The following is an 11,700-nucleotide window of genomic DNA, read 5'->3' on the forward strand; positions in this document are numbered from 1 at the left end:
ACAGTACGGGTGTATTCCGCCAAGGGAAACCAGTGCAAGGGATGGGGTGGCAAGCTCTGTTTATCACAAATGCCGAAGGTCTTTTCTCTCTGGCAGCTCCGCTGCCTCTGCCAAGCGTGAGCTTGGCAGCCCAAACAACGCAGCACAAACGGATCTGTGCTGCCAGTGGTAAGCTCTGTTTGCCACTAAAGCTGCTACAAGCCGCATCCACATTAGGGGTGGCAAGCTCCTGCTTGCCACAGCGAGCACAGCTCGCTTCTGAAGGCGACGGATTCACCGATAAAGCGGCAAGATGCCGTTTTGTTTTGCCGACTTTGTCGCCACTGCCAAACGGGGCTGCTCAAACGGTTGATATTAGCAAAATGACTGGTAAAAAAAAATGTTTGAATCTACTCGAACCACAAGAGAGCCTTTCTTACTGGTTGCCCACTAGGTTTGCAAGAGAGCCAAACAAATTTATTATTCTGCTTGATGTAGCTTTAATATAATTGCTAATTCTGCCAATTTTATGCCCAATGATTCAAGGATAAGCAAGAGATGCTTTACCTTGAGCTTATCCTGTTGCAATAGCATAATCTCAAGATATACCTTTGCTAAGCTATCCTTAAAGTAATAAGTGAGAGATTTGGGTATAGATACTATTTACATTGCATTCACAATCTTTTTAACTTCGTTGATGGGCACAGCAAATCCCAAGCCGATATTGCCGCCGGATTCGGAAATAATAAGAGTATTTATACCAATAACTTCTCCCTGAATATTGACCAACGGACCGCCACTATTGCCTTGATTGATGGCAGTATCGGTTTGAATTAGATTGTAATGACGAGTATTACCAAAATCCAGATTTCTACCCAAAGCAGAAATAACTCCCACACTTACAGTGGGTTTGGCATCGTTCATTACATATCCATAGGGATTACCTAAAGCAATGCTCCATTCTCCTACAAAGATTTTATCCGAATCCCCCAATCTGGCAAAGGGCAGATTATTGCCACGAATTCGCAATTTAGCAATATCGAGTTCTGCATCTAAGCCTACGAGATCGGCGTCGAACTCCCGATTATCGGCAAGCACCACCTTAATCTCGGTTGCACCATTTACCACGTGGGCATTTGTGATGATGTATCCATCAGGATCGTAGATAATTCCGCTACCCAAAGATTGTACTTGTCTTTGCATTGGTCCAAAGAAATCGAAAAAATCGAAAAAACCAAAACCGTAGCTTGGTCCCATTCTACCCCGTACAATTTGGGTTTTGATAACGTTTACGCTCACAACTGCCGGTTCTACTTCGGCAACAGCTCGAGTGATGGCATTTTGTCTGCTGGTGCCGGTGCTATCGCAAGGAACATCCGGACTGCTAAATAAAGTGTGTCCTTGCGTAAAACTATTTTGAAAGCTATTAATCAATACCAACGTAATACCAGCATTGATGATAATAATAACAATAGCTAAGAGGATAATCTGAGAGCCTTTCATTGAAATTTCCTGATTGCAAATTCTATGCTTTTATAATTTACTTTGGTTTCAAAACAGGGTCCATTAGGACGCTCGTTCAATACTGCATAAGTGGGATATTTCCAAGCTTCACGTACTCCATCGCTAAGATCCCGATGGCAAGCAACCGCAACTATTACATCCGGAGAAGTATCTTTAACTATTTTGCGTGCCAAAGATCCGCCAGTGGCAACCGCTGCTTTAACAGCGTATTTTTTTGCTATTCTTTTAAGTTGGGCAATATCGCATTTGCCACACTCGGCACATTCATCAATATCGGTTGTAATGCGAATCTTACATTCAGAATTTTGCAAGCAATGCGGAAGCAGTAAGAGGATATTTTTGTGACTTATATCTCGAGCTTGGCTTAAAACAATTTCATTGTTGAAGTTCAAAAAACTCTCTTGTAAGGATTGTTTATTCTGAAACGTAAGGATACCCATAAACCTTGCCAAATAATAATATACGTTTACCAACATCCATTTAGCATAGGAGGCTAAACCTTTGGGACGAATCGGAGAATGAGTGCTGATGAGATTTAGAATCCACGAAGAAGTAAGCAGCACCAAAACTACGAATATTAAGGTGTAAATCACAGTTTCTTCAAGCGCTAAGCCCAGCTTGAAATAACTGCCCAAGGCAACGCCAAAAAAAGCTACGATTACTATAAATAAACAAAGGCTTACCATAAGTGGAAACTTTATTACAGACAGATAAAACTCTTTCATTATTCAATCCTTTCGCTTAAGCTCAAACGCGCACCCAGAATAAATTTATGCGCTTCCATCTGCTTTTTTCCGGCTGCTTGAACTTTAAGAATCATGAGATCTTGTGAAGCTGTGGAAATACTGAATCCTTCATTGGGAAAGATACCGGTAATTTTGCCGGGAGCTTCATTTGAGGAAGTATCGGTAGGTTTTGCACCTAAAATCTTGAGCATCTTGCCTCTAAAGATAACATAAGCACCAGGTTCATCGGTATAAGCTCTGATCTTCTTACAAATATCTTGGGCACTGTGCGCAAAATTTAGATGCAGATCGTCTTTATCTAACATACTGGTATAGCTTGCCAATGAGTGATCTTGAGCTTTTGGTTCGTAAGAATCTGGATCATTAAGATATTTTGCCAACATCTGTGCTGCCAGATTTGCCAGCCTGATCTCAAGCATTGTATAATTTTCAGCCGGTAAAATATCCAGCTCTTTTTGCATTAAAATGGGTCCGGCATCCATCTTGGCAGATAGCTTAAAAATGCTGTTTCCAGTAACCTTATCTCCAGATAAAAGCGCTGTTCGAATAGGGGAGGGACCACGGTACTTTGGTAGTAACGAGGGATGCAGATTGATAGCGCCATAGGGGCAAATTCTCCGCAAGGTTCGCCCCAAAAAAGCTCCATAAGAAGCGGTTACAATTATATCTGCAGCTTCAGAATGAATGCGTTCAATACTTTGAGATGAATTAATATCTTGCGGACAGAATATGGGTATTTCCAAGAACTGCGCAGCCATTGCCAGTGGAGTATCTACAGATATTTGTTTGCGACCCTTGGGTTTGGGAGGCTGACTAATTGCCAAGAGCACTTGATGCTTTTTGTAAGAAGATATTTCTTCTAGAGCAGGGATGGAGAATTGTGAGCTTCCGGCAAAGATAATTTTCATTCTTCCATGTATCGGCGGATGTTTATTCCATTTACCGCCTGAGCTTCCAAATCCTTAAGTTTACGCTTGAGTCTTAGTTTAGTTAGAGTGGATACCCTATCTGTAAAAATGATGCCATTGAGGTGGTCATATTCGTGTTGAATAACTACTGCTTCAAATCCTTCCGCCTCGGTCTCTACTCGTTCTCCTTCAGGTGTGGTATAAGAATAACGGATTTTGAGGGCACGGTTTACATTGGCATAGATATCCGGTAAACTGATACAGCCTTCTTCATGCACCTGATCCCCTTCAAAGTGTGTTATTTCGGGATTTATCAGCACACGTGGATTGCGTTTTGCATCTTCCTGTCCCCACCACGGATCAATAACGAAAATGCGTAAATCCACTCCCACCTGATTGGAAGCAAGTCCTACACCATCGCGTTCGTACATGGTGTGAATAAGATCGGGCAAATAATCTTTGAGGAAAGGATCGTCAAGCGCAGCTTCTTTCAATTTCTTGCGCAGAAAATCGTCTCCTATTACTCTAATATCAAGTATTTTAGGCATTTATTTGTCTTGCGCAGGTGGATTGATATTAAGAATGGATACTATGGCAGCACGTTGAAAATCCACACGTACCTTATTGGTTTCGTCAATTTCGATAACAACCACATCTTTATCGGGTTTGATGCTAACAACGCGACCATAGATGCCGCTTGAAGTGAGAACCTTATCGTTAACCTGAAGGCTATCCAACATTTTCTGCATTTCTTTCTGACGTTTTTGTTGGGGACGGATCATCAGAAAATACATAATTCCAAAAATGACGGCAAAAAAGATGAGCGTAGAGCCCATTCCTCCGCCTTGTTGTCCCGCTGGGGCTTGAGCTTGAAGTAATGTGTATATCATATTTTCTCCTATATTCCAAAAAATTTGGGGTAAATTCTAATTAGTATTTGTAAGATAATATTTGCATATATTCCAGCTAAAAGATCGTCTACCACTACTCCCCAACCCTTTTTTAATTTCTGCGAACGATAAATGGGGAAGGGCTTAGCGATATCAAATACTCCAAATAGTAAAAAGGCATATAAACCAATAAGCCAATTGTGTGGCAAAAATAGTGTAGCAATAAAATATCCCCAGATCTCATCTAAAACAATGGCTGAAGCATCCTCACCTAAAACAAATTCTGCTTTGTAACAAATCCTTACACTGATAAGCGCCAAAAGTAAAATCGCTACCGGAAAAAGAAAGCTCCAAGCTCCGGCATAAAGAGATGCCGGCAAAATCAGATAGATTGCAAACGCAGCAAAAGAGCCAAAAGTGCCTGGGGCAAAGGGAACATGCCCAATGCCGAAAAATGTTGCTAACAGGGTATTGATCGAGAGCTTGGTGTTCATAAGCTTATTTCTATGAAAGCGTCCTTTTTAACCTCAGAAATCCACTCCTGATAGGCTTCCAGGCTTTTGAGTTTGGAAAGATAATCTTTAAGTTGATCTTTTACTTCTTCGTATGTGTAAATTCGGGAAGGATATTCCTCATCACGCATGAAGATATAGATCAAGCCTTCATTCTTTAGGATTTCAGTGGGACTGCCAATTGGGGTATTCAATATTGGAGCACTAAAGAGCTCGGGAAATTCTTCAGCGGCAAATTCGCCGATTATTCCGCCATCCTCTGCCGAAGGTGTATCTGTGGAATACTCACGTGCCAAATCTGCGAAGCTTTCACCATTAAGAATCCTTTGACGAATATTTTGCATCAACTCCATTTCTCTAGCCTCATCCGCTTCACCTGCTTCCACAACCTTTAAGATATGGCTGGCACGCACTTCTTCACCCTTGCGATCGGTTAGCTTGATGATGTGGTAACCAAATTGAGATTTCACTACTTTGCTAATTTCATTTAGATCCAAAGCGAAAGCAGCATCTTCAAAAGCTTTTACCATCATACCTCGCTTAAAAAATCCCAAGTCTCCGCCTTGTTCTTTGCTGGGACAATCGCTACGGGTAGCCGCCAATTCGGCGAAATCTGCGCCTTCCTGCAATTCGCTATAGATTTGATTGATCTCACTTAGTGCTTGAGCATCAGTATCTTCAGAGGCTTTTACCTCTCGCATAATCATACGTAATTGCCAAGATACGGGTTTTACCGCCAAAGAATCTTTTGTTGCTTCGTAATAATTGAGCATTTCGTTATCAGACACGCTAATATCTTTGGCGATTTGTTCTTCAAGCTGTTCGGTAAGGGCGTTTTCGGTGAGTTGGGTGGCAAAGAATTCCTGCAAATCTCTTTGGGTAAATTTCATCTTTGCCAAATCTTCTTGAAATGCGGCTTCGCTGGGATATTGACTTCGTATCCGTTGAACGTAACTTTCTGCATATTTGTTGATGGCGTCCTCATCAACCTTTAGATCCATTTGTTTAGCTTTTTGCACCATGATTTTCTGCTCTACCATGTGATTTAGAACATCGCTGGGTTCCAATAGATCAGGATTGATGTTTGCCGTGCGCATCTGACTTATCTGCCTCTGTAAATCCGAAAGCAGAATGATTTCTGAGCCCACGCGGGCTACAATTTTATCTAATAATTCGGCATTAACCGAAAGGCAAAGGCTTAGTATTAGCGCTATCCAAATGAGTTTCTTCATTAAAAATGTCCTTTAATAATAATATATTTCATTGTTCTGAGCTTTTATCTCGCGTAAGAGATTACGATACACTTCTTCCTGCTTTTCCAAGAGTATTTTGCGCCGGATCTCTGCCCGAAACTCTTCAAAACTGGCTTCATTATCACTTTCCTTACTTTCTGTGTAGCGAATTACATACCACAAATTGTCTTTATTTACAACTGTGCTCTGATTTGCTTGCAATACATGGACGGCCATCCAAAACAAGGAATCTTCAGATGCAGATTCAATGAAGCCCATCATGCCGTCGTTTACACGCAAAGAATCTATTGAATAACGCCTGAGCGCAGTACTAAAATCCATTCCCTGATTTATCTGCTTTAACACGTTTTCTGCAGTAAGCTTATCCGGCAATCCTATACGTTGAACCTTATACATCACTGCGGGCTTTTGAAATTCAGCCTGATGCACACGGAAATATGAGAAAAGCTGATTTTCAGAGATATCTATCTGCGCTAAACGCTTTGCAATCAAAGCATTTGCCTTCACTTTTTTTTGAGCATAATCCAAACGTTGTTTCACTGCTGGGTCTTCGTTTAGCTTTTGTAAATCGGCAGCTTGAGCTAATAAGGTAAGATTCACCCAATCTTCCACATATTGACGCCGTTGCTGGGTGGAAAGCTTTTCCCATTCACCATTGTCGATGCTTGCTTTAAAGGCATCCAGTTCCAATACTTCACCATTTACTTCTGCCAAAATATCCTCAGCATTCTCCTTTGCCTTACAAGCAGGCAAGATTAGAGAAAGGAAGATTAGGATGAATGGCAATAATTTCATAGAAATGGCGGCGTATATTTGATCCTTATATAAGGCTTCTTTCCCTCTGGAGCTGTGAGAGCATTGAAGAATTCTATCTCTCCAAAATCTTTGCGCTCATAATTGCTCATTACCACAATCCCATTTTGTAAAATGGGGCTGCCATCAGGGAATTTTCCTCCAGAAACATAAGCCTGGATGATAGGCGTTATGTCCAATTTCACCGAATCTGCGCTTGCAGCGGCATAATTTACGATGTTTGAACTAAACTCTGGTAAATACATCCAAGTAGTAGGCACAATCTCATTTTCTTGCGGAGCGTCTTTAAGCAAAAGGGCGGTAAAATCATAGCCCAGCGTATTTTTCAGCGAAGGCGTTTGCGTATTTGTGTACAATACGAGTTCTGCCTTATTTATACTTACCCGTTTGAGCTCATTTTCCGGAATAATTACGCCATTTTCATCCTTAAATAAGTTCATATCTACATTCAAATCCAAATACATGCGCTGAGGATTGTAGTTGCTTACTTTCCAAAGCCCTTCTGTAACGGGAGCTTCCTCATAAATAAGATTAAAAGCATTTCTGCTGGCGTTTTTGGAAAAACTGCTATACTCCTCATCAGATGAAGTGAGTTTATATTCGTAACTAATCTTGGAACCAAGACTTGGGCTGCTAAGCTGCATTTCCACAAAACCATCAGCAAATCCAGCTTCATCGGAAGCCTTAATTAAAATATTCAGTCCCGTAGAATCTGCATCAGCTTGCCAATTGCGAATAAACTCGAAAGGTAAATCCAAGCTCAAGGTATCTAGATCTGCAATTGTTTCCTGCAAGGTGTATGCTATTTGGCTTATTTCGGTAAGATCCTCATCGTTATAGGCAAAGGGATCATCCAGGTAGTTTGAGTTTACTTTATAAAATATCAGTTTAACCGGATTGTTTTCGATGTTGCTACTATTTGTAAGCACTATACTAAGTTTGGGATTTTGAATGTCGTGATAATTAGCTATAACGCTGTCTGCCGGAAGATCTGTAAATCTTAAAATGCTTCGAGCTTCACACGAATTCCATTTTCCCACCAAGAGAGCTTTGCGATTACTAAAGATGGAGCTTAAGGAATCGGCAGGAAAAGTATATCCAGAAACAAGCGCTTCTTCACTTTCAAAAGAGATAGGTTCCAATCCGCTCCAATTTGTACCGGTAAGATTATCTTTTTTAGTACATGCGCCAATCAGTATCAAAGCTAGCAGCATTATAATAATGTGTTTTACATAATTCATATATTCATATCCTAATAAAAATAGATTTTGATTATTAGTAGTATTAGTAGGCTTTGTGGATATGTAGATAATTGGTCAAGCTTTTTTTTGCATTCGGGTATTTGCAGCAACTTAGCTGTGCATGATACATGTGGATAAGATGTGGATAAGTACAGAGCATTATCCACTACCTTTCCACCAAATTTACGGCAAAAGCCTTATCTGATAAGTTTTCCACGCTTATCCACCAGAAAGCATACACAATTGTGGATAAGTAGTCTATAACGGAGTCTAAATACTCTAAAATGGGCATTTGCGATTTTGTTTCACGGTAAACAGATGATTTCATTTTGCACCACCGCTACTGAGGTTTTTTATCATTAGTTCCAAAGAAGAACGGAAGGTTTCATCATCGCGAAACAGATTCTCTATCAAGCGCTTAGCATGAAGTACGGTAGTATGATCTTTACGATTGAAGTATTCGGCGATATCTTTTAATGATAATGCAGGAATCAAAAGATTTGCCAGATACATTGCCACTTGGCGTGGAAAGGCTACGTTTGGTTTTCTGCTTTTATCCATAAGTTGTTCTACGCTAAGCTGATATGTGCTGCAAACATGATTTGTAATTGCATCCAAGCTTATGTTGCGGCTTACTTCTGAAATCATATCTGACAATATGGTATGAGCTATTTCTGCATCGATATCTTCTGGATTTAGTTTATTATAGGAAGCATAGGCAAGAATGCGAATAAGTGAACCTTCCAGGGCACGTACCGATGATGTGATATTATCGGCGATAAAATTGATAACTTCATCTGAGAGAGTAATGTTTTCGGGTTCGGCTTTTTTTCTTAAGATAGCCACTCTGGTTTCAAAATCTGGATTCTTAAGGTCTGCCAGGAGTCCGCTTTCAAATCTGGTTACAAGTCTTTTTTCCAGATCAGGAATATCTTTTGGTGGTCGATCGGAGGTTAGCACAATCTGTTTACGATTGTCAAAAAGGGCGTTAAAAGTGTGGAAGAATTCTTCTTGAGTGCCTTCTTTGCGCGAGAGAAAATGGATATCATCCACCAAGAGTAAATCCACTTTGCGAAATTTGGAACGAAACTCCGGCATCTTATTTGACCGGATACTTTCGATCATCTCGTTTGTAAATGCTTCACTGGTAGTATAATAGATGCTACAATTGCGCCCTTCTTTGAGTACAAAATTACCCACCGCTTGCATTAGGTGAGTTTTACCCATGCCGCTTTCGCCGTATATAAACAGTGGATTATAAGTAAATCCGGGTGATTCTGCCACTGCTTTTGCCGCCGAATAGGCAAAGTTATTATTGCGTCCTACCACAAACTCTTCAAAGTTGTAACGTTCACTCAATTTAGCATTTAGGCTTACTTTCTTATCGCTATAATCCGGAATGCCACCTTTATCTGCACGATAGGGGTGGGTGATAAAATTAATATCGTAACTTCTACCGTATAAGCTGAATGATATCTCTGCTAAAAGCTTTTTGTAGTTTTGATTAAGGTAATTAGCACTGAATTGGGTAGGAACTCGCACAACAAGTTGATTATCACTTAAATCCACCAGTTTTGTTTCGTAAAACCATGTTTTAAAACTTTGCTCGTTGATGTTCTGTTCCAGTTTATCCAATACATTCTGCCAAATATCCTGATCCATAAGTCTATCCTTCTAAAATATAAATTTATCCACATGATCCATAAATACAGCATTTGATGGGAATTACATATTGTAAATAGTTGACATAAGACAGTTTATGTTTATTAACAAAGTATGAATGAGCATTCATTCTATATACTTATTCACATCTTATCCACATAATTGCCTTTGTTATTATCCATCAAGGTCTTGGCTGTTTTATGAGGCATCTCAATACTCCTAAAGGAAGGAAATCTTTAGTGCCGATTTTTGTCAAGAAACTAAACTGCAATAAGATAAGGAGCAATTTTGGCTTTAATTTCGCTAATATTCTCTTTTACTTATAGCTACAAGCAGGGCTCTCGTTTTGCAAAAAGTATGGTAAAGCATGTATATTAGTGTACAAAAGTAACTTAGCGATTCTCAATTATTTATTGTACAATATGATTATTTCAATAACAAATATCGTGCTTAATCCATATATATACGCTATATTTTACTTTGCTATTTATGCTATTGGCGTTTAAGACTTCGCTCTTTTTCACGCTCCAAATCCTTTTTCTGCAACACATCGCGTTTATCGTAGGTCTTTTTTCCTTTCGCCAAAGCGATGGTTAGTTTGCAGCGTCCTTGTGGGTTGATATAAATATCCAAAGGCACCAATGTCATGCCCTGTTCTTCCGTCTTTATTCTAATGCGTTTAATTTCGTGACGGTTCAGCAACAAGCGGCGGGGTCGTTCAGCTTCGTGGTTGAAGAATGCCGCCTTTTCCCAGGGGGAGATATGGAAATTCATTAGCCAGCATTCACCGTCTTTAATTTTGGCGAAGCTATCTTTGAAGTTAATGCTACCAGCTCGGATGGATTTGATTTCGGTACCTTTCAGAGCAATTCCGGCTTCAAACTTTTGGATAATGGAATAATCGTGCAGTGCTCGGCGGTTTTGTATAGCTTTCACTGTTTTAGTTCTCTTAAGATCTTTGTTTTATATTCTTGAGCGGTTTCCACCAATTCCATTTCATCGAGGTTTTGCAGATTATATTTTTTTACAGCGAATTTTCCAGCTACCATCACATCCCTCATCTGATGGGCGTTCATGGCATAAACTAACTGAGAATAGGGATTATACATGGGGCTACTTTGCAAATTGTGTGCATCGATAATGCAGATATCGGCGGCTTTTCCTTTTTCGATGCTGCCCAATAGTTTATCTTTGCCTAAGGCTTTTGCAGCTTCTATAGTAACCAAGGCAAGCGCATCGCGGGCGGGTAAGAACTCCGGATCTTCATTTAGAGCTTTGTGTAATTTTGCAGTTGTGGAAAGTTCTTCCAAAAGGTCTAAATTATTATTACTGGCAACTCCATCGCTTCCTAAAGATACCCGCACCTTATTTGCTATCATGCTCTTAAGTGGAGCAAAACCGTTGCCCAATTTCATATTGCTATCGGTGCAAATTGCTATGGCAGAATTACTCTTACCCAAGCGTTCCAATTCTTCACCGCTCAGCCAGACTCCATGGGCAAAGATGCAGTAGCATTCCAGCCAACCCAAATCTGCCAGATAATCTAAGGGTCTTTTTGAATGCTTTGCCAAGCAATCTTCCAATTCCATGCGCGATTCGCTAAGGTGAGTGTGAAGCATCCAACCATGTTTTTGCGCATATAGCGCTGCCGATTTTAGCACTGTTTCGGAGCAGGTATAGATGGCGTGAGGTGCATAACTGCAATCTACCAACGGATATTGTGCGCAGTTAGCGATCAACTCAAGCATATTTGTCTCAAACATTGCCGGATCAGCTTTAAACTCCGGTGCAATGATAGCATCCGAAACAATTACTCGCATTCCGGCACGATCACAAGCTTGAGCGATTTTTTCACAATGGAAATACATATCATTACTAAGGCAGATGCCGTTTTTAAGCATTTCTGCCGCACCGTGCAGAGAGGCGTCGTAAACCATTTCGGCATTAACCATTTTGGCTTCGAGCGGCCAAATATATTCTTTAAGCCATTTATCCAGCGGCAGATCATCTGCCAAGCCTCGAAAGTAGGTCATAGGTAAATGGGAGTGGGTGTTTATCATGCCCGGTATGATCAAGCAACCGGAAGCATCGGTAATATCTGCGGCAGGATATTCTTTTAGTTTCTCTTGAGGTAGAATATCTACAATTTTATCTTCTTCAACAAGAATGAAG

Annotated in this window: 14 protein-coding genes; 1 reads left to right on the forward strand and 13 read right to left on the reverse strand. The window is 40.4% G+C overall.

What is annotated here, in order from left to right; translation table 11 throughout:
- On the forward strand, positions 1-488 hold a 488-nt coding region (locus LHW48_09255; GenBank protein MCB5260637.1), incomplete at its 5' end, for a hypothetical protein.
- Positions 489-642: 154 nt separating this feature from the next.
- Here the strand turns inward: LHW48_09255 and LHW48_09260 are convergent.
- The 13 genes from LHW48_09260 to LHW48_09320 all read right to left on the reverse strand — a co-directional run.
- On the reverse strand, positions 643-1,482 hold the full coding sequence (locus LHW48_09260; protein ID MCB5260638.1) for a trypsin-like peptidase domain-containing protein: 840 nt from the start codon (positions 1,480-1,482) through the stop codon (positions 643-645).
- Positions 1,479-2,228, reverse strand: a complete 750-nt coding sequence (locus LHW48_09265; GenBank protein ID MCB5260639.1) for a DUF116 domain-containing protein — start codon at positions 2,226-2,228, stop codon at positions 1,479-1,481. Before LHW48_09265 ends, LHW48_09260 begins: the two co-directional genes overlap by 4 nt.
- The gene (gene fmt / locus LHW48_09270; protein MCB5260640.1) at positions 2,228-3,157 is read right to left on the reverse strand and encodes a methionyl-tRNA formyltransferase; all 930 of its coding nucleotides are present in this window, start codon (positions 3,155-3,157) and stop codon (positions 2,228-2,230) included. Before fmt ends, LHW48_09265 begins: the two co-directional genes overlap by 1 nt.
- Positions 3,154-3,705 (reverse strand): peptide deformylase, encoded by a 552-nt coding sequence (gene def / locus LHW48_09275; protein ID MCB5260641.1) that lies wholly within the window; start codon positions 3,703-3,705, stop codon positions 3,154-3,156. Before def ends, fmt begins: the two co-directional genes overlap by 4 nt.
- Complete coding sequence (yajC, locus tag LHW48_09280; GenBank protein MCB5260642.1) at positions 3,706-4,047, reverse strand: preprotein translocase subunit YajC; 342 nt, start codon at positions 4,045-4,047, stop codon at positions 3,706-3,708.
- Between the two features lie 8 nt (positions 4,048-4,055).
- Positions 4,056-4,541, reverse strand: a complete 486-nt coding sequence (locus tag LHW48_09285; protein ID MCB5260643.1) for a phosphatidylglycerophosphatase A — start codon at positions 4,539-4,541, stop codon at positions 4,056-4,058.
- Positions 4,538-5,791 carry a peptidylprolyl isomerase gene (locus LHW48_09290; protein ID MCB5260644.1) on the reverse strand — a complete coding sequence of 418 codons (1,254 nt, stop codon included), beginning with the start codon at positions 5,789-5,791 and terminating at the stop codon, positions 4,538-4,540. The genes LHW48_09285 and LHW48_09290 overlap by 4 nt, the downstream gene beginning before the upstream one ends.
- A 12-nt stretch (positions 5,792-5,803) precedes the next feature.
- A complete protein-coding gene (locus LHW48_09295) occupies positions 5,804-6,607 on the reverse strand; it encodes a peptidylprolyl isomerase (GenBank protein ID MCB5260645.1) in 804 nt (267 codons plus the stop codon).
- Complete coding sequence (locus LHW48_09300; GenBank protein MCB5260646.1) at positions 6,604-7,866, reverse strand: hypothetical protein; 1,263 nt, start codon at positions 7,864-7,866, stop codon at positions 6,604-6,606. Before LHW48_09300 ends, LHW48_09295 begins: the two co-directional genes overlap by 4 nt.
- Before the next feature lie 166 nt (positions 7,867-8,032).
- Complete coding sequence (locus LHW48_09305; GenBank protein ID MCB5260647.1) at positions 8,033-8,194, reverse strand: hypothetical protein; 162 nt, start codon at positions 8,192-8,194, stop codon at positions 8,033-8,035.
- Positions 8,191-9,528, reverse strand: coding sequence for a chromosomal replication initiator protein DnaA (gene dnaA / locus LHW48_09310; protein MCB5260648.1), 1,338 nt, complete (start codon positions 9,526-9,528; stop codon positions 8,191-8,193). The genes LHW48_09305 and dnaA overlap by 4 nt, the downstream gene beginning before the upstream one ends.
- Before the next feature lie 492 nt (positions 9,529-10,020).
- Positions 10,021-10,464: an SsrA-binding protein SmpB gene (smpB, locus tag LHW48_09315; protein ID MCB5260649.1), complete on the reverse strand. Its 444-nt coding sequence runs from the start codon at positions 10,462-10,464 to the stop codon at positions 10,021-10,023.
- Positions 10,461-11,700 (reverse strand): amidohydrolase (locus tag LHW48_09320; GenBank protein ID MCB5260650.1); only part of this gene is annotated, 1,240 nt, incomplete at its 5' end. The genes LHW48_09320 and smpB, both read right to left, overlap by 4 nt.

The organism is Candidatus Cloacimonadota bacterium, assembly GCA_020532355.1.
GTDB lineage: Bacteria > Cloacimonadota > Cloacimonadia > Cloacimonadales > Cloacimonadaceae > UBA5456.

Excerpts from the sequence above, each read along its gene's own strand:
- LHW48_09260 (MCB5260638.1), bottom strand. The coding sequence starts at position 1,482 with ATGAAAGGCTCTCAGATTATCCTCTTAGCTATTGTTATTATTATCATC.
- LHW48_09265 (MCB5260639.1), bottom strand. The coding sequence starts at position 2,228 with ATGAAAGAGTTTTATCTGTCTGTAATAAAGTTTCCACTTATGGTAAGC.
- fmt (MCB5260640.1), bottom strand. The coding sequence starts at position 3,157 with ATGAAAATTATCTTTGCCGGAAGCTCACAATTCTCCATCCCTGCTCTA.
- def (MCB5260641.1), bottom strand. The coding sequence starts at position 3,705 with ATGCCTAAAATACTTGATATTAGAGTAATAGGAGACGATTTTCTGCGC.
- yajC (MCB5260642.1), bottom strand. The coding sequence starts at position 4,047 with ATGATATACACATTACTTCAAGCTCAAGCCCCAGCGGGACAACAAGGC.
- LHW48_09285 (MCB5260643.1), bottom strand. The coding sequence starts at position 4,541 with ATGAACACCAAGCTCTCGATCAATACCCTGTTAGCAACATTTTTCGGC.
- LHW48_09290 (MCB5260644.1), bottom strand. The coding sequence starts at position 5,791 with ATGAAGAAACTCATTTGGATAGCGCTAATACTAAGCCTTTGCCTTTCG.
- LHW48_09295 (MCB5260645.1), bottom strand. The coding sequence starts at position 6,607 with ATGAAATTATTGCCATTCATCCTAATCTTCCTTTCTCTAATCTTGCCT.
- LHW48_09300 (MCB5260646.1), bottom strand. The coding sequence starts at position 7,866 with ATGAATTATGTAAAACACATTATTATAATGCTGCTAGCTTTGATACTG.
- LHW48_09305 (MCB5260647.1), bottom strand. The coding sequence starts at position 8,194 with ATGAAATCATCTGTTTACCGTGAAACAAAATCGCAAATGCCCATTTTA.
- dnaA (MCB5260648.1), bottom strand. The coding sequence starts at position 9,528 with ATGGATCAGGATATTTGGCAGAATGTATTGGATAAACTGGAACAGAAC.